General features: G+C 72.1%; 15 protein-coding genes. 10 read left to right on the top strand and 5 right to left on the bottom strand.

Annotation, left to right across the window (positions count from 1 at the left end):
• Positions 1-104 precede the first annotated feature (104 nt).
• Positions 105-1,058: a Ppx/GppA family phosphatase gene (locus tag OHA19_RS22695; protein WP_405713890.1), complete on the bottom strand. Its 954-nt coding sequence runs from the start codon at positions 1,056-1,058 to the stop codon at positions 105-107.
• A 40-nt stretch (positions 1,059-1,098) separates the two neighbouring features.
• On the opposite strand from OHA19_RS22695, the gene OHA19_RS22690 reads away from it, so the two are divergent.
• Complete coding sequence (locus OHA19_RS22690) at positions 1,099-1,968, top strand: hypothetical protein (RefSeq protein ID WP_405751329.1); 870 nt, start codon at positions 1,099-1,101, stop codon at positions 1,966-1,968.
• A 66-nt stretch (positions 1,969-2,034) separates the two neighbouring features.
• On the opposite strand, the gene OHA19_RS22685 is transcribed toward OHA19_RS22690, so the two are convergent.
• Entirely contained in the window at positions 2,035-3,987 is a 1,953-nt protein-coding gene (locus tag OHA19_RS22685) for a BACON domain-containing protein (protein ID WP_405751326.1), read from the bottom strand.
• Between the two features lie 217 nt (positions 3,988-4,204).
• On the opposite strand from OHA19_RS22685, the gene radA reads away from it, so the two are divergent.
• Complete coding sequence (gene radA / locus OHA19_RS22680; RefSeq protein WP_405713896.1) at positions 4,205-5,617, top strand: DNA repair protein RadA; 1,413 nt, start codon at positions 4,205-4,207, stop codon at positions 5,615-5,617.
• Positions 5,618-5,697: 80 nt separating this feature from the next.
• Positions 5,698-6,822, top strand: coding sequence for a DNA integrity scanning diadenylate cyclase DisA (gene disA / locus OHA19_RS22675; protein WP_266731937.1), 1,125 nt, complete (start codon positions 5,698-5,700; stop codon positions 6,820-6,822).
• Between the two features lie 230 nt (positions 6,823-7,052).
• Here disA and OHA19_RS22670 read toward each other — a convergent pair whose 3' ends face one another.
• Positions 7,053-7,862, bottom strand: a complete 810-nt coding sequence (locus OHA19_RS22670; RefSeq protein WP_405713899.1) for a hypothetical protein — start codon at positions 7,860-7,862, stop codon at positions 7,053-7,055.
• 172 nt (positions 7,863-8,034) lie between these two features.
• Here OHA19_RS22670 and OHA19_RS22665 point away from each other — a divergent pair, with 172 nt between their 5' ends.
• The 6 genes from OHA19_RS22665 to cseC all read left to right on the top strand — a co-directional run bounded on the left by OHA19_RS22665 (position 8,035) and on the right by cseC (position 13,353).
• Entirely contained in the window at positions 8,035-8,682 is a 648-nt protein-coding gene (locus OHA19_RS22665; protein ID WP_405713901.1) for a phosphatase PAP2 family protein, read from the top strand.
• Positions 8,683-8,837: 155 nt separating this feature from the next.
• Positions 8,838-9,740 carry an A/G-specific adenine glycosylase gene (locus OHA19_RS22660; protein ID WP_405713903.1) on the top strand — a complete coding sequence of 301 codons (903 nt, stop codon included), beginning with the start codon at positions 8,838-8,840 and terminating at the stop codon, positions 9,738-9,740.
• Positions 9,741-9,917: 177 nt separating this feature from the next.
• A complete protein-coding gene (locus OHA19_RS22655) occupies positions 9,918-10,532 on the top strand; it encodes a SigE family RNA polymerase sigma factor (RefSeq protein ID WP_405713905.1) in 615 nt (204 codons plus the stop codon).
• Positions 10,520-11,260, top strand: a complete 741-nt coding sequence (locus OHA19_RS22650; protein WP_405713907.1) for a hypothetical protein — start codon at positions 10,520-10,522, stop codon at positions 11,258-11,260. Before OHA19_RS22655 ends, OHA19_RS22650 begins: the two co-directional genes overlap by 13 nt.
• Before the next feature lie 9 nt (positions 11,261-11,269).
• Positions 11,270-11,974 (top strand): two-component system response regulator CseB, encoded by a 705-nt coding sequence (gene cseB, locus OHA19_RS22645; RefSeq protein WP_405713909.1) that lies wholly within the window; start codon positions 11,270-11,272, stop codon positions 11,972-11,974.
• Complete coding sequence (gene cseC / locus OHA19_RS22640; RefSeq protein ID WP_405713911.1) at positions 11,971-13,353, top strand: two-component system sensor histidine kinase CseC; 1,383 nt, start codon at positions 11,971-11,973, stop codon at positions 13,351-13,353. The genes cseB and cseC overlap by 4 nt, the downstream gene beginning before the upstream one ends.
• Positions 13,354-13,444: 91 nt before the next feature.
• Here the strand turns inward: cseC and OHA19_RS22635 are convergent, their stop codons facing one another.
• Positions 13,445-15,016, bottom strand: coding sequence for an MDR family MFS transporter (locus OHA19_RS22635; RefSeq protein WP_405713913.1), 1,572 nt, complete (start codon positions 15,014-15,016; stop codon positions 13,445-13,447).
• Between the two features lie 139 nt (positions 15,017-15,155).
• Here OHA19_RS22635 and OHA19_RS22630 point away from each other — a divergent pair, with 139 nt between their 5' ends.
• On the top strand, positions 15,156-15,740 hold the full coding sequence (locus OHA19_RS22630; protein WP_405713915.1) for a TetR/AcrR family transcriptional regulator: 585 nt from the start codon (positions 15,156-15,158) through the stop codon (positions 15,738-15,740).
• Between the two features lie 64 nt (positions 15,741-15,804).
• Here OHA19_RS22630 and OHA19_RS22625 read toward each other — a convergent pair whose 3' ends face one another.
• On the bottom strand, positions 15,805-16,515 hold the full coding sequence (locus OHA19_RS22625) for a M23 family metallopeptidase (protein ID WP_405751323.1): 711 nt from the start codon (positions 16,513-16,515) through the stop codon (positions 15,805-15,807).
• Positions 16,516-16,983 lie beyond the last annotated feature (468 nt).

Raw genomic sequence — 16,983 nt, 5'->3', positions numbered from 1 at the left:
ACGCCCCCCGAGAGGGTCCGGCCGGAAAGTGAGATGCCCCATGGCGGCGCACGGTGGCGCCCGCCGGTGCTCCGCCGCGCTCCCCCGCGCCCGGCCCGGCGCGCTCAGCCGTCCAGCGTGGCCTGCTCCTTCGTCGGCAGGTGGTCCAGACGGCGCAGGATGACGCCCTCACGCAGCGCCCAGGGGCAGATCTCCATCTCCTCGACCCCGAACAGGTCCATGGCCCCCTCCGCGACCAGCGCCCCGGCGAGCAGCTGCGCGGCCCGGCCCTCGGAGACGCCGGGCAGGTCGCCGCGCTGCTCGGCCGTCATCGCCGTCAGCTTCGGCACCCATTCCTCCAGCGACTTACGGGTGAGGGCGCGCTGCACGTACAGGCCCTCGGTGGAACGTGCGGCGCCGGCGATCCTGGCGAGCTGCTTGAAGGTCTTGGACGTGGCCACGACATGGTCCGGGCGGCCGAGGCGGGTGAACTCCCCGACGCTGCGCGCGATCCTGGCCCGGACATGACGGCGCAGCGCCTTCACCTCCGCCGGGTCCGGCGGATCACCGGGCAGCCACCCGGCGGTGAGCCGGCCGGCCCCGAGCGGCAGCGAGACCGCGGCGTCCGGCTCCTCGTCCATGCCGTACGCGATCTCCAGCGAACCGCCCCCGATGTCCAGGACCAGCAGCCGCCCCGCCGACCAGCCGTACCAGCGGCGCGCGGCGAGGAAGGTGAGCCGGGCCTCCTCCGCGCCGCTGAGGACGACGAGGTCGATGCCGGTCTCCTCCCGCACCCGGGCCAGTACCTGATCGGCGTTGCTCGCCTCCCGCACCGCGGACGTGGCGAACGGCAGGACGTCCTCGCACCCCTTGTCCTCGGCGGCCTGGAGCGCGTCGCAGACCGTGGCCACGAGCCGGTCCACACCGTCGGGGCCGATCGCCCCGTCCTCGTCGAGCAGTTCGGCCAGGCGCAGCTCCGCCTTGTGCGAATGCGCGGGCAGCGGGCGTGCGCCGGGGTGCGCGTCCACCACCAGCAGGTGCACCGTGTTCGAACCCACGTCGAGGACTCCGAGTCTCATACCCGGAACGCTACCGGGACCTCGGCCTTACCCTTGGCGCGTGCCAAAGACGAAAAAGGCGAAGCCGGGCAAAAACACGAAGAAGCAGAGAACGAAGCAGGAGATGCGGGAGCAGGAAGCGCGGGAAGCGAACGGACCGGACCGGTCCGAGGACGAGACGGGGATCGACTTCGCACGCGCCTGGGTCGAGTTCCCGGACCCGGGGGACGACGAACAGATCTTCCGCTGCGACCTGACCTGGCTGACCTCCAGGTGGACCTGCATCTTCGGCAGCGGCTGCCAGGGCATCCAGGCGGGCCGCGCGGACGACGGTTGCTGCACGCTGGGCGCGCACTTCTCGGACGAGGACGACGAGAAGCGGGTGGCGGGCCACGTCGAACGGCTGACCCCGGAGCTGTGGCAGTTCCACGACGTCGGTACGGAGACGGGCTGGGCCCAGGTCGACGACGACGGGGAACGCCAGACCCGGCGCTGGAAGGGGTCGTGCATCTTCCAGAACCGGCCCGGATTCGCGGCGGGTGCGGGCTGCGCCCTGCACATCCTGGCACTGCGGGAGGGCAAGGAGCCGCTGGAGACCAAGCCGGACGTCTGCTGGCAGCTGCCGATCCGGCGCACCTACGACTGGATCGACCGGCCCGACGACACCCGGGTGCTCCAGGTGTCGATCGGCGAGTACGACCGCAGGGGCTGGGGTCCCGGCGGTCACGATCTGCACTGGTGGTGCACCTCGGCGACCTCGGCGCACGGGGCCGGCGAGCCGGTGTACGTCTCGTACCGGCCCGAGCTCACCGAGATGATGGGCGAGAAGGCGTACGAGCGGCTCGTCGAACTGTGCGAGGAGCGGCTGTCCGCGCTGCTGCCGATGGCACCGCACCCGGCGGATCCGGTCCCGCCGACCGATCCGGCGTGACCGCCGAGGGGTGAGCTCCGGCCGATCCGACGTGACCGCCCGGGAGTCAGCTCCGGCCGGCCCGCCTCAGCCGGCCGGGGTCGTGCCCGGTCCCGGCTCGGTGGCGGGTGTGGAGTCGGGCGGGTCCGGGGACGGTGACGGATCGGTCGGACCGGGGTCCGTCGGGGTCGGCGTGGGGTCGCTCGGGTCCGGCGTCGGGTCGGTCGACGGCGTGGGATCGGGCGACGGCCCGGTGGAGGCGGACGGGTCGGCGGGAACCGGGCGTCCCGGGCCGCCGGGCGGCGGCGCCCCGTGCCCCCGGATCACCACCACCGAACCCGACGGGGCGAGGGCGATGCGCGCACTCCACGGGCCGGCCGGTTCCCGCAGGTGGTCCACGAGGACGTGGATCGTGATGCTCTCGCCCGCGGCGAGGGTGCCCGAGTAGCGGCTCAGCCGCACCCAGGACGCGTCGGCGCGGGCCGACCAGGCGACCGGAGCGCCGCCCGACGCGGTCAGCCGGATCAGCGTCGTGCCGCCGGACGACCGGGCCTCGATGGTGAGCCCGCCGGCGCCGCCCCGGCCCGGACCCGAGCTGATCACCTCGGCCGAGACGTCCGGAGCGCGGTCGTCGGCGAAGCGGGCGCCGGGCTGGGGGCGGGCGTTGCCCGCGTTCTCGTAGTGGCCGTCCGCGGTGCCGTCGAGCCCGTGCCGGGCATCGCTGTCGGTGGCGGTGACCGACGAGCCGTCGTGGCCCTCACCGGTCGGCGGCGCGCCCCGGTAGGCACTCCACAACGCGATCACCGGTGCGGCTACGACCGTGGCCACCACCGTCGTCGTCACGACCCTGGCCCGCAGCCGGTCCCGGCGCGCGGCATGGTCCTTCGGGTCCATGGGGAAGCCCGCCCGGTCGAAGCGCGGGCCGCCGGAGCGGTTGCGCCGGGCGTGGACCATCGCGACGTACGCCGATGGCCTGGGCGCCTCGACGACCGGCAGCGCGGCTGCCGCGGTGACCACGGCGCCGGGCCAGGGGCCCTGGGCGCCGGCCCGTTCGGCGGCCCTGCGGCAGCGCGGGCAGTCGTCGACGTGACGGACGAGCTCGCGGCGCAGGGCGGCGGAGAGCAGGACGCGGTGTTCGCCGGTGAGCCGGGCGACGGTGGGGCAGTTGCCGGTCTCGACGACGGCGAGGGCGGCGCGGGTGCGCTCCACCTCGCAGGCCGCGGTGGCCAGGAGCTCGCGGGCGGCCGCCGGTTCGAGGCCCAGGACGGAGGCGACGGCGCGCGGGGCGAGGCGGTGGCGTACGGCGAGTTCGAGCGCCTCGCGCTGCTCGGGGGTGGTACCCGCGGCCTCGGGCCAGGCCAGCTGGGCCAGTTCGCGGCGGTGCGCCTCTGCGGCGGCCTCGGTCTCGGGGCCACGGGCGGGGCCGGCGGAGGCGCCGCCCGGCGCGACCGCGGCGGTGGCCGGAGCCTTCGCGGCGACGACGGGGGGCGTGCGGCGTACGGCGCACGCCCCCGGGGCCGCCGTACCGCCCGTCGGCTGCTTGCCCGGCGGGCCACCCGCCCGCTTCATCTCCTGCATCGACGGGTTCAACGGTTTCGATGGGTTCAACGGTTTCGACGGCCTCGGCGACTTCGCCTGCGACGCCTGCTCGGCCTGTTTCGACGAGCGTCTTCCGGGCTGCTCCCCGGCCTTGTGCCGGTGCGCCCGGCGGCCCCGCCCCTGCTCGGCCTTCTGCTCGGCGAGCTTGCGCAGACACATCCATCTGGCCAGCGCGTACAGCCAGGATTTACGTTCCTCCTCGCCGGTCGGGCACCGGTCGTCCTGCCGTTCCGCGATCGCGAGCACACCGCCGAGCGCCTCGATGGCGGCGTCGTGGTCGCAGAGCACGGAGAGGCAGTAGGTGAACAGGCCGTCGAGGTGCGGTTCGTACCGGGCGGGCGGCCGATGCGGCGAAGCATGCGCCGAGAGACGGGGCGCACCGCGTCGCGCCCGGTGTGCGCCGGTGGTGTGCGTGGGGGGCTCCAGACCGCTGCTCGTCACCTTGCGACCGTAGGCAGCGCGGGGCACACCTTTCGCTCCCCTTCAGCACTTTTAATCCTTACGGGTGAACGTATCCCTCAAAAGGGGACAGGAATTCCCTATTCAGCCGGAAGCACCTCGACATTCCGCCGGAAGCACCGCGCTCCAGGAGCGGGCGCACGCCGTCCGCCGGACCGCGCCGGGCGGCGTTGTCGTACCTCACCTATACGGTTGCGCCATGGCTGCCCGTACGAAAACCGCGAAGGACCGGCCGTCCTACCGCTGCTCCGAATGCGGCTGGACGACCGCCAAGTGGCTCGGCCGCTGCCCCGAATGCCAGGCGTGGGGGACGGTCGAGGAGTTCGGCGGCGCCCCCGCCGTGCGGACCACCGCGGCCGGCCGGGTCAGCACCGCCGCGCTCCCCATCGCCCAGGTCGACAGCCGGCAGGCCACCGCCCGGTCCACCGGCGTCGGCGAGCTGGACCGAGTGCTCGGCGGCGGTCTCGTGCCGGGTGCCGTGGTGCTCGTCGCGGGCGAACCGGGCGTCGGCAAGTCGACGCTGCTGCTGGATGTCGCCGCCAAGGCGGCGAGCGACGAGCACCGCACGCTCTACATCACCGCCGAGGAGTCCGCGAGCCAGGTGCGGCTGCGCGCCGACCGGATCCGGGCGCTCAACGACCATCTGTACCTGGCCGCCGAGACCGACCTGTCCGCGGTCCTCGGTCATCTCGACGCCGTCAAGCCCTCGCTCCTCGTCCTCGACTCCGTGCAGACCGTCGCCTCGCCCGAGATCGACGGGGCGCCGGGCGGCATGGCGCAGGTCCGGGAGGTCGCCGGTGCGCTCATCCGGGCCTCCAAGGAGCGCGGCATGTCGACGCTCCTGGTCGGCCACGTCACCAAGGACGGGGCGATCGCCGGGCCCCGGCTGCTGGAGCACCTCGTCGACGTGGTGCTGTCCTTCGAGGGCGACCGCCATGCCCGCCTGCGGCTCGTGCGGGGCGTCAAGAACAGGTACGGCGCGACCGACGAAGTGGGCTGCTTCGAGCTGCACGACGAGGGCATCACCGGCCTCGCCGACCCCTCCGGGCTGTTCCTCACCCGGCGCGACGAGCCTGTGCCCGGCACCTGCCTGACCGTCACCTTGGAGGGCAAGCGGCCGCTCGTCGCCGAAGTGCAGGCGCTGACGGTCGATTCCCAGATCCCTTCGCCCCGGCGCACCACCTCCGGCCTGGAGACGTCCCGGGTATCGATGATGCTCGCGGTCCTGGAGCAGCGCGGCCGGATCAGCTCGCTGGGCAAGCGGGACATCTACAGCGCGACGGTCGGCGGTGTGAAGCTCTCCGAGCCCGCCGCGGACCTCGCGGTCGCGCTGGCGCTGGCCAGTGCCGCGAGCGACACCCCGCTGCCCAAGAACCTGGTGGCGATCGGCGAAGTGGGCCTCGCGGGCGAGGTCAGAAGGGTCACGGGGGTCCAGCGCAGGCTGGCCGAGGCGCACCGGCTGGGCTTCACGCACGCGCTGGTTCCGACCGATCCCGGGAAGGTCCCGGCCGGTATGAAGGTCACAGAAGTCGCCAACATGGGCGACGCGCTGAGAGTCCTCCCGCGCCGGTCTCGGGCACAGGCCCCCCAGGAGGAGGGCGCACGCCGGTAGACTTTGCCCTGGTCTCGCCCGTCCGTACGAACGGTACGAGGGACGTAAGGGCACCGCAAACCTGTGACCGGAGGAGTGCAGTGGCAGCCAACGACCGGGCAGCATCGCCCGGAAAGTCCGGCCAAGGCACCGGTAATGAGGCGCTCATGCGCGCCTCGCTGAGCGCCGTGGCGCCCGGAATGGCGCTGCGGGACGGCCTGGAGCGCATCCTCCGCGGCAACACCGGCGGACTGATCGTGCTCGGCATGGACAAGACCGTCGAATCGATGTGCACCGGCGGATTCGTGCTGGACGTGGAGTTCACCGCGACGCGCCTGCGCGAGCTGGCCAAGCTCGACGGCGCGCTGATCCTCGACAAGGACATGACCAAGATCCTGCGCGCCGGCGTGCAGCTGGTGCCGGACGCCTCCATCCCCACCGAGGAGACCGGCACCCGCCACCGCACGGCGGACCGGGTCTCCAAGCAGTGCAATTTCCCGGTGGTCTCGGTCTCGCAGTCGATGCGCCTGATCGCTCTCTACGTGGACGGGGAGCGCCGGGTCCTGGAGGAGTCCGCCGCGATCCTCTCCCGCGCCAATCAGGCCCTCGCCACCCTGGAGCGGTACAAGCTCCGGCTCGACGAGGTCGCGGGCACGCTCTCCGCGCTGGAGATCGAGGACCTGGTGACGGTCCGGGATGTCACGGCCGTCGCGCAGCGGCTGGAGATGGTCCGCCGGATCGCGACCGAGATCGCGGAGTACGTGGTCGAGCTCGGCACCGACGGCCGGCTTCTCTCGCTCCAGCTCGACGAGTTGATCGCGGGCGTCGAGCCGGAGCGCGAGCTGGTCGTGCGCGACTATGTGCCGGAGCCGACCGCGAAGCGGTCCCGTACGGTCGCCGAGGCGCTGACCGAGCTCGACGCGCTCTCCCACACCGAGCTGCTCGAACTCGCGGTCGTGGCGCGGGCCCTGGGCTACAGCGGCTCGCCCGAGACACTGGACTCGGCGGTCTCGCCGCGCGGCTTCCGGCTGCTGGCGAAGGTGCCGCGGCTGCCCGGGGCGATCATCGACCGGCTGGTGGAGCACTTCGGCGGTCTGCAGAAGCTGCTCGCCGCCAGCGTGGACGACCTCCAGACGGTGGACGGCGTCGGCGAGGCGCGGGCGCGCAGCGTGCGCGAGGGCCTGTCCCGGCTGGCCGAGTCGTCGATCCTCGAACGGTACGTGTAGAGCGGTACGCGCGGGGCGGCCCGTGACGTGCAGGACCGCACGCGCGGGCCTTACGCGCAGAGCGGCAGGTGCAGGGTCGAACGGCGCGGAGCGTCACCCGTAGAGCGCCACGCGCAGAGCACCGCGCGCAGGACCGTACGCGCGGAGCGCCACGGATTCGCAGGACGATCGGGGCCCGGGAGACCGGGCCCCGCCGCGTACCCCGGGTCGGCCCCGGTGGCTCGCGCCACTCAGTCCTTCGCGAGAACGAACGAGGCGCGCTGCACCGGCTCGCCCGGCGACTTCGCCTCGACCAGATACGTACCGGGCCCCGCCGTCCCCGCGGGCGGCGTCGCGCACTGCGGGGAGCTCTTCCTGCGGTCCCACTCCACGGTGTGGACGACGGTCTCGCCCGCCGGGACCCTCAGCAGCAGCACGGCCGCGCCGCGCGGGCAGTCCTTGGAGGACCACACCTGGTTGTCGTCGCCGCCGGCCTCGGTGACGGTGAGCACCGCGTGCTTCGGCCCGAGGTCGGCCTTGCAGGTGGTGGCCGAGTCGTTCTTGACGACCAGTTTGAACTTCGGCTTCTCGCCGGGGCTGTAGCTGAGTTCGGTGCTCAGGCTCAACCGGAGCGCCGCGGGGGTGCAGTCGGGGAGCGAGGAAGAGGCCGGGACCTGCTGGCCCACCGTACCGCTGCCGCTCGTGCCACCGGCCCCGGCGTCCGAACCGGAGCCCGTGTCCGTACCGCTGTCCGAACCGCCGCCGGAGCCCGCGTCCGTACCGCCGCCGTCCGAGCCGGTGCCGTCCGAGTCCTCCGACTCGTCGCGCCCGCCGGGCTGTTGGCTGATGGCGGGGCCCGAGCCGTCGGGTCCCGGCGTGATCTCCTGCGCGGGCCCCGAACCGGCGGGCCGGGAGTCGTCCTTGGTCTTCTTGTCCCCGCCCGAGGTGACGACCCACACGATCAGCAGCGCGAGCAGCGCAACGAGCGTCGCCGCTACGGCCCTCCGACGCCAGTAGATGGTGGAGGGAAGCGGACCGATCGGATTACGCAAAGATCCCACGGCTCAAACTGTACGAGAGATCGGCGCCAACTCCCGCCCCACCCGCCGCCCCGGTCCGCAAGTTTTACGGATCATCATCACGGGCGGCCCGTTCCGGCCCCGCAACGCCGCCGAGTTGACCACCGGGCAACGCCCGGATGAACACCCGGTTTCATTGACTACCCTCTGTCACATGGATAGTTCAGTCACCGCGCCGCTCTACCGGGACATCACCGACTTCGCACATGACATGCCGTCATGGGTACAACATCTGGCCGAGATATGGACGGAGCTCGGGCTCCTGCTCTTCGGTGTCCTGTTCATCACCGGGTGGTGGCGGGCCCGGCGCCAGGGCGACGGCGCCCTGGCGCTGGCGGTGCTCGCGCCCGTCGCCACCGCCTTCGGCTATGTGGCCAGCGAGGTGCTCAAGTCAGTGGTGGACGAGGAGCGCCCGTGCAGATCGGTCGCCGGCGCGGCGGCCTCGCTGGTGACCTGCCCGCCGACGGGCGACTGGTCCTTCCCCAGCAACCACTCCGCGATCGCCGGCGCGGCGGCGGTCGCCCTGGCGATCGCCCGCCCCCGGCTGGCCTGGCTCACCGTGCCGATGGCCCTGCTGATGGCCTTCTCCCGGGTCTTCGTCGGCGTGCACTACCCGCACGACGTGGCGGTCGGGCTGCTGCTGGGCGCCGCCGTCTCGGCCCTGGTGGTCGCCGTGCTGCGCCGCCCGGTGCAGTCGCTCGCCCGGACGGTACGGAGCAGCGGGGCACCGGTGGCGGCCTGGGCCTCGGGGCCCGGCGCGGTGCCGGCCGGCCGCTCCCGGCGCCGGGGCAAGCGGCACTGACGAACCCCCCGGGGCCCGGCCTGGCCCCTTGGGCCGGTTGCCGGACCCCTCGGGGCTCGGACGGGTGGCAATATCACCCCAAGGGCCCCCAGGAGGCGCGACACCACCGTGCACTGGACCATCGTCCGCCCTTCCGTGCCAGGATCGGCGGTGCGATGACTGCCATGACTGCGACACAGACGCCCCCCGCCTCCCTCCACTCTCCCGTCATCGGGTGGTTCGACCAGCACGCCCGCGATCTGCCCTGGCGCCGCCCCGAAGCGGGCGCCTGGGGTGTGATGGTGAGCGAGTTCATGCTGCAGCAGACCCCCGTGAGCCGTGTCCTGCCGGTGTACGAGCAGTGGCTGGCCCGCTGGCCCCGCCCGGCCGACCTGGCCGCCGAACCGCCCGGCGAGGCGGTCCGAGCCTGGGGCCGGCTCGGTTACCCCCGCCGGGCGCTCCGCCTGCACGGCGCCGCGCAGGCCATAACGGAACGGCACGGCGGCGACGTACCGAGCGAGCACGGTCAGTTGCTCGCACTGCCCGGGATCGGCGAGTACACCGCAGCGGCGGTGGCCTCGTTCGCGTACGGCCAGCGTCACGCCGTGCTCGACACCAACGTCCGCCGGGTCTTCGCCCGCGCCGCGACCGGGATCCAGTACCCGCCGAACGCGACCACCGCCGCCGAACGCAAGCTCGCCCGCGCGCTCCTGCCCGACGAGGACGAACGGGCGGCCCGCTGGGCCGCCGCGACGATGGAGCTCGGCGCCCTCGTCTGCACCGCGAAGAACGAGGACTGCACCCGGTGCCCGATCGCCGGGCAGTGTGCCTGGCGGCTGGCCGGCAAGCCCGCCCACCAGGGGCCCCCGCGCCGCGGCCAGACCTATGCCGGCACCGACCGGCAGGTGCGCGGACGGCTGCTCGCCGTGTTGCGCGACGCCATGACACCGGTGCCGCAGTCGGCGCTGGACGCGGTGTGGGACGAACCTGTGCAGCGCGCCCGCGCACTGGACGGCCTGGTCGCCGACGGCCTGGTCGAACCGCTGGCCGGCGGGCAGTACCGGCTGCCGCTGAGCTGAGCCCCGCACCCGCGCCGGTCCCCCGCTGTTACACAACCGATGGACAGCCGTGCGTCGTCGTATGGCTGCTCCGCACAACCCCGTGACAACAGCTCCGTAGCGTCTTCTCCGTCAGCCCGACCGAACGATGGCTGACGGCGGGAACCACGGGGATCCACGGGGACGGAGGCGGTTGGAATGGCGCACGGCGAGGTGCTCGAATTCGAGGACTACGTACGCACTCGGCACGACGCGCTGCTGCGCAGCGCGCGACGGCTGGTCCCGGACCCCGTGGACGCGCAGGACCTGCTCCAGACCGCGCTGGCCCGTACGTACGGCCGCTGGGACGGCATCGCCGACAAGTCCCTGGCCGACGCCTATCTGCGCCGCGTCATGATCAACACCCGTACCGAGTGGTGGCGGGCCCGCAAGCTGGACGAGGTGCCCACCGAGCAGCTTCCCGACGCGAGCGTCGAGGACGGCACCGAGCAGCGCGCCGACCGCGCCCTGCTGATGGACGTGCTGGGCGTTCTGGCTCCGAAGCAGCGCAGCGTCGTCGTGCTGCGACACTGGGAACAGATGAGTACGGAGGAGACGGCCGCGGCGCTCGGCATGTCGGCCGGTACGGTGAAGAGCACGCTGCACCGTGCGCTGGCACGGCTGCGCCAGGAGCTGGAGAGCCGCGAGGCGGCGGGCCGGGAGACCGTGCTCGCCGAGGAGCGGCGCCCGGCGGCCGACCGTGCTCCGGCACGTGCGCGGACGCGGGCGGCCAGGCGTATGGACGAACGGGGGCGGGAGCGTTGCGCGGCTTGACAGCCAGCGGCGACGGCGGCGGTGACGACCGCGGCGGTGGAAGAGACGACGGTGGCCGCGCGGCCACCGTCCGACGTGGCCGGACTCTGACCGGCTGGGCGGCGAGCGCCACGACCCTGGTCGGCCTCGCCGCCTTCGGGCTGCTCACCGTCAGCTGCTCGACCGGCGGTACCGGCACCCGGGACGAGGGCCCGGCCGGCACCCAGCCCGTCGCCCAGGCCACGCCCAGCGACGAGGCGTCCTCCTCCGCGAAGCCCTCCTCGCGGATCGACCCCGTGGCGCTGCTCAAGCAGGACCCCAAGGTCAGCGAGCGGGTCAGAACGGATCTGAAGCCCTGCACCGGCTCCGAGTACCCGGTCGACACCTCGTACGGCACAATGACCGGCGGCCCCTCGCCCGATGTCGTGGTGAACGTGATGACCTGCGGCGATTCGGTGGGCGTCGGCACCTATGTGTACCGCCCGCGGAGCAACGGCCGTTACGAGAACGTCTTCGCCATCGAGCAGCCCGCGGTCTACGGCACCATCGACCGCGGTGATCTGGTGGTGACGACCCAGGTGTACGAGAAGAAGGACTCGGTCGCGTACCCCTCCGGCGAGGAAGTGATCACCTACCGCTGGGCGGGCAACCGGTTCAACGAGCACGACCGGGTGCACAACGACTTCAACCGAGCCGTCGGCAGCGGCGGAGCGGCTCTGCCAGGGGTCGCCGAGCCGGCGGGGAACTGAGAGCAGCTGATGGCCGAGACCCACGTCCTGTTCGTCGAGGACGACGACGTCATCCGCGAGGCCACCCAGCTGGCGCTGGAGCGCGACGGCTTCGCGGTCACCGCCATGCCCGACGGCCTGTCCGGCCTGGAGGCGTTCCGGGCCGACCGGCCCGACATCGCCCTGCTCGACGTGATGGTGCCGGGGCTCGACGGGGTCAGCCTCTGCCGTCGGATCCGCGACGAGTCGACCGTGCCCGTGATCATGCTGTCGGCCCGCGCGGACTCGATCGACGTGGTGCTCGGCCTGGAGGCCGGCGCGGACGACTACGTCACCAAACCCTTCGACGGGGCGGTCCTGGTCGCCCGGATCCGGGCCGTGCTGCGCCGCTTCGGCCATGCCACGGGCGGCCGGGCGGGCAGCGGGGAGCCTGAGCCGCAGCCGGTCGGCGGGGTGCTGGTCTTCGGTGATCTGGAGGTCGACACCGAGGGCATGGCGGTGCACCGCGCCGGCGAGCAGGTGGCGCTGACCCCGACCGAGATGCGGCTGCTGCTGGAGTTCTCCGCGGCGCCCGGCACCGTGCTCTCCCGCGACAAGCTCCTGGAGCGGGTCTGGGACTACGGATGGGGCGGTGACACCCGCGTCGTGGATGTCCATGTGCAGCGGCTGCGCACCAAGATCGGCCAGGACCGGATCGAGACGGTCCGCGGCTTCGGCTACAAACTCAGGCCATGAAGCGGCCCGCCCTGCGGACGGGAGTCCGCTGGAAGATCAGCATCGCGATCGCGGCGGTCGGCGCGCTGACCGCGGTCGCGCTCAGCTTCGTCGTCCACAACGCGGCCCAGGTCTCAATGCTGGAGAACGCCCGCGAGGTCCAGCTGGAGCGGCTGACGTACGCACAGCTGCTGTACGAGGCGACGAAGACGAAGAAGGCCGACCCCCGGTTCGGCGCCAAGCTCAACGACCCGACGATGCCGCGCAGCCTGCGTGCGGAGACCGGCAGGAACCGGCGCGCCACCCATGTCGAGACGACCGCCAAGGGGGTGCCCGATGTGTGGGCGGCCGTGCCGGTCGGCAACGGTGACGTGCTCTCGCTGCACACCCGGTTCGCCGGACGCTCCTCCACGATCATGCGCGATCTCGACCGGGCGCTGATCATCGGCTCGGTCTCGGTGGTGTTCGGCGGCTGTGCGCTGGGCGTGCTGATCGGCGGCCAGCTGTCGCGCCGGCTGCGCAAGGCGGCGGCCGCGGCGGGCCGGGTCGCGCAGGGCAACACCGATGTGCGGGTCAGGGAGGCCGTGGGCGGTGTCGTCCGGGACGAGACCGATGAGCTGGCCGGTGCGGTGGACGCGCTGACGGACGCGTTGAACGCTCGGATCGAGGCGGAGCGCCGGGTCACCGCGGACATCGCGCACGAGCTGCGTACGCCGGTGACCGGTCTGCTGACGGCGGCCGAGCTGCTGCCGCCCGGCCGCCCCACCGAGCTGGTACGGGACCGGGCGCAGGCGATGCGTACGCTCGTCGAGGACGTGCTGGAGGTGGCCCGGCTGGACAGCGCCTCGGAGCGGGCCGAGCTCCAGGAGATCGCGCTGGGCGAGTTCGTCAGCCGACGGATCGCGCTGCTGGACCCGGATGTGCAGGTGCGGGTCGTCCACGAGTCCTGGGTCAACACCGATCCGCGCAGGCTGGAGCGCATCCTCGGCAATCTGCTGGGCAACGCCGCCAAGCACGGTTCCACTCCGGTGGAGGTCACGGTCGAGGGCCGGGTGGTGCGGATCCGCGACCACGGTTCCGGGTTCCCGGCGGCGCTGCTGCGGGAGGGGCCGAGCCGGTTCCGTACCGGAAGCAGTGACCGGGCCGGACGCGGGCACGGTCTCGGGCTGACCATCGCCGCCGGTCAGGCGCGGGTCCTCGGGGCCCGGCTGACCTTCCGCAACGCCGCTCCGGACGGGGCGGCGCCGGGCACGGGCGGCGCGATCGCGGTGCTGTGGCTGCCCGAACACGCGCCGACCAACACCGGCAGCTTCCCGATGCTCCAGGTGTCCGAGCAGCGGGGCCCGGACGACGAGGCGGCACAGGGCGCGGAGTCCGGCCGCGGGCGGACCGGCGCCTGAGCCGGACGCGGCAGGAGGCTCCGGAGGGGCCGGACACGACAGGAGGCTCCCGGGGCGCGCCCCGGGAGCCTCCTGCGTACACCGCTGCGGATCAGACCGACTCGGCCTGCTTGGTGACCGGTCCCGCCCCGCGCAGCGGGACCTCCTTGACGAAGACCGAGGCGAACAGGGCGGCCAGCGCGACCACGGAGCCGACCAGGAACGCGATGTGCGTGCCGGACGACACCGCGAACTGGTACGCCTCACGCGCCGCGTCCGGCAGCTTCGCCAGGCTCGCCGCGTCCAGCTGCGCGGACCTCGCGGTGGCCGCCCCGCCGCCGCGGGCGACCATCTCGTCCTGCACTCGGCCGGTGAACAGCGCGCCCATGATCGCGACGCCGAAGGAGCTGCCGAGGGTACGGAAGAGGGTCGTCGCGGAGGAGGCGACGCCCATGTCCTTCATCTCGACGCTGTTCTGCGCGACGAGCATCGTGATCTGCATCAGGAAGCCCATGCCCGCGCCGAGCACCGCCATGTAGACGCCGGAGGTGAACCGCGTGGTGTCGACGTCCATCCGCGAGAGCAGGAACAGACCGGTCACCATCAGTGCGGAGCCCACCACGGGGAAGACCTTGTACTTGCCGGTGCTGGTGGTGACCCGCCCGGCGATCAGCGAGACGACCATCATCGCCAGCAGCATCGGCAGGAGCAGCAGACCCGAGTTGGTCGCCGAGGCGCCCTGGACCGACTGCTGGTAGAGGGGCAGGAAGAGCACCGCGCCGAACATCACGAAGCCCGCCATGAAGCCGACCACGGACATCAGGGTGAAGTTGCGGTTGCGGAAGATGTGCAGCGGAATGATCGGTTCTGCGGCCTTGGTCTCGACGAAGAGGAAGCCGACGAGCGAGACGACACCGATCGCGGAGAGCTCCATGATCACGGCGGAGTCCCAGTCGTACTCCGTACCGCCCCAGGTGGTCACCAGCACGATCGCGGTGATGCCCAGGGTCAGCAGCCCCGCGCCGAGGTAGTCGACCCTGGCCCGTGCGCCCTCCCGCTTGGGCAGGTGCAGCACGACGGTGACCATGGCGAGGGCGACCGCGCCCAGCGGCAGGTTTATGTAGAAGCTCCAGCGCCAGCCGAGGTGGTCGGTGATGGTGCCGCCGACCAGCGGTCCGCCGATCATGGCGATGGCCATGACGCCCGCCATCATGCCCTGGTACTTGCCGCGCTCGCGGGGCGGGACGAGGTCGCCGATGATCGCCATGACACCGACCATCAGGCCGCCCGCGCCGAGCCCCTGGACCGCCCGGAAGCCGATCAGCTGGCCCATGTCCTGGGCCATTCCGCTCAGCACCGAGCCGATCAGGAAGATCACGATGGAGGTGAGGAAGATGCCCTTGCGCCCGTACATGTCGCCGAGCTTGCCCCAGATGGGGGTGGAGGCCGCGGTGGCCAGGGTGTACGCGGTGACGACCCAGGACAGGTGCTCCAGGCCGCCGAGGTCACCGACGATGGTCGGCATGGCCGTACCGACGATCAGGTTGTCCAGCATGGCCAGCAGCATCGTGATCATCAGTGCGAGCATCACCACCCGGACGCTGCGCTGCTGCACCTCCGGCTTCCCGGCCGGCCGGTCGGCTACGGCCGCCTTCCCGTCGGCCGCCTTCTTCAGATCGGACATTGGTCCCCACTCCCCTGATCCCCTGTTGGTCCCTCGTACGAGCCAGGCACTTACTTGCCGCCCGGCTAGTAACTACACTGGGGAAAGTAGACCCCCAACTAGCCGGGCGTCAAGTAAGTTTCCAGCAAAGGAGAGCTTCATGGGGAGCACGCCGCAGCAGCGCCGTGGCAACACGCGCCAGCGCATTCAGGACGTCGCTCTGGAGCTCTTCGCCGAACAGGGCTACGAGAAGACCTCGCTCCGCGAGATCTCCGAGCGCCTGGACGTCACCAAGGCCGCGCTGTACTACCACTTCAAGACCAAGGAAGACATCCTGGTCAGCATCTTCGAGGACCTCAACCGCCCGGTCGAGGAGCTGCTCGTCTGGGGCAAGGAGCAGCCGCGCACGCTGGAGACGAAGAAGGAGCTCCTGCGCCGCTACAGCAAGGCCCTGACCGCCGCCGCCCCGCTGTTCCGCTTCATGCAGGAGAACCAGGCGGCCGTACGGGACCTGAGCATCGGGGTGACCATCAAGGAGCGCGTCGTCGCCCTGGTCGGCCTGCTCCAGGAACCCGGCGCCTCACTGACCGACCAGGTGCGCTGCTTCACCGCGCTCTTCGCGACGCACGCGGGCATGTTCGCCCTCAAGGACGTCGAAGGCGACCCCGAGGAGAAGCGCGGTGCCGTCCTCGAAGTCGCCTTCGAACTGATCACCCGGGCACACGACCAGGCGGACGCGGAGTAGCGGATCCGACCCGGCCGCAGCCGACCTGGTCACAGCCGTCCCGGTCGTAGCCGTCCCGGTCGGGTCAGACCGTGACGCCCTTCTTGTGCAGGAAGCCGACCGGGTTGACCGCGGAGCCGTAGTCGGCGGTGTGCCGGATCTCGAAGTGCAGGTGCGGGCCGCTGGAGTTGCCGGTGTTGCCGGAGAGCGCGATCTTCTCGCCCGTCCGTACGGTCTCACCGATCCGCACATCGATCTTCGACAGGTGGGCGTACTGCGAGTACGTGCCGTTGGCGTGCTTGATCACGACGGCGTTGCCGTACGCGGGACCGTCACCGCCGCCATTGGAGCCGGCCTTCACGACGGTGCCGCTGTGCGCGGCCTCGACCTTGGTGCCGACCGGTACGGCGAAGTCCTGGCCGGAGTGCTTGTGGGCCCAGCGGCTGCCGTCGTTGCCGTAGCTCGCGCTCAGCTCGTAGCGGCTGACCGGGGCCTCCCAGCCGTGCGCCTTCTTCAGGGCGGCCTTCTTCGCCGCGACCGCCTTCTTGACCGCCGCCGCCTTCTTGGCCGCGACCTTCTCGGCGATCTTGCCCTGCACGGCCGCCTGCTCGGCGACCGATTCGGCCGCGCCGCTGTTGATCAGGTTCACGGAGTCCGGGGCACCCGCGGAGCCGGCCGCGAACGCAGCGCCCACGCCGAGAACCATCGACGTCCCCAGGCCGGCTGCCACGACGGCGCCACGGACACGGGACAGGGACGGGCGGCGGGAGTGCTGGAACGAAACGCGCTTCGACATATGCGGAGAACCTCCGGAGATGACTGGACCCGGCACTCCGGCCGGGCTGGCCATTCCTTGGTAACCCGCACCCCGGCCATTGCTCAAACACCCCATCTACGAATAAAAGCCGTAGCCGGCACCTCGGGAATTCGCCGCCACAGGCTTGAAGCGAGACACACCCAAACCCGTCAAAACTCTGTTTCCGGACAGGTTTAACCCCAGTTCCAAACCACTCGAACCGGACAGATATCAGCGATCCGGGCACCGCCCCCTCCCCCGCCGCGAGCCCCCTCCCCCGCAGGGCCGAAGGCCCCCGCCGCGATCACGACACCCCCTCCTAGCGCCCCTAGTAGGCCCGGAACGGGCTGTGCGCCTTGTCACCGCCGGCGGGCCCGAAGGCTGTCCGTTTCGGGACCTTCGGCCTGCGCGCGGGACAGCCCTTAGGCTGACGCAACGACCGCCAGCTCGCCCCCGGGGGGACAGATC

Origin of the sequence: Streptomyces sp. NBC_00012, assembly GCF_045040875.1 — a bacterium.
Lineage (GTDB): Bacteria > Actinomycetota > Actinomycetes > Streptomycetales > Streptomycetaceae > Streptomyces.
Note: the sequence above shows the minus strand (reverse complement) of the source record. Positions and strands in the feature narration are given on the sequence as shown.

What these genes read in the sequence shown, in the direction of transcription:
- OHA19_RS22695 (WP_405713890.1), bottom strand. Translation starts at nt 1,058, where the DNA reads ATGAGACTCGGAGTCCTCGACGTGGGTTCGAACACGGTGCACCTGCTG.
- radA (WP_405713896.1), top strand. Translation starts at nt 4,205, where the DNA reads ATGGCTGCCCGTACGAAAACCGCGAAGGACCGGCCGTCCTACCGCTGC.
- OHA19_RS22665 (WP_405713901.1), top strand. Translation starts at nt 8,035, where the DNA reads ATGGATAGTTCAGTCACCGCGCCGCTCTACCGGGACATCACCGACTTC.
- OHA19_RS22660 (WP_405713903.1), top strand. Translation starts at nt 8,838, where the DNA reads ATGACTGCCATGACTGCGACACAGACGCCCCCCGCCTCCCTCCACTCT.
- OHA19_RS22655 (WP_405713905.1), top strand. Translation starts at nt 9,918, where the DNA reads ATGGCGCACGGCGAGGTGCTCGAATTCGAGGACTACGTACGCACTCGG.
- cseB (WP_405713909.1), top strand. Translation starts at nt 11,270, where the DNA reads ATGGCCGAGACCCACGTCCTGTTCGTCGAGGACGACGACGTCATCCGC.
- cseC (WP_405713911.1), top strand. Translation starts at nt 11,971, where the DNA reads ATGAAGCGGCCCGCCCTGCGGACGGGAGTCCGCTGGAAGATCAGCATC.
- OHA19_RS22635 (WP_405713913.1), bottom strand. Translation starts at nt 15,016, where the DNA reads ATGTCCGATCTGAAGAAGGCGGCCGACGGGAAGGCGGCCGTAGCCGAC.
- OHA19_RS22630 (WP_405713915.1), top strand. Translation starts at nt 15,156, where the DNA reads ATGGGGAGCACGCCGCAGCAGCGCCGTGGCAACACGCGCCAGCGCATT.
- OHA19_RS22625 (WP_405751323.1), bottom strand. Translation starts at nt 16,515, where the DNA reads ATGTCGAAGCGCGTTTCGTTCCAGCACTCCCGCCGCCCGTCCCTGTCC.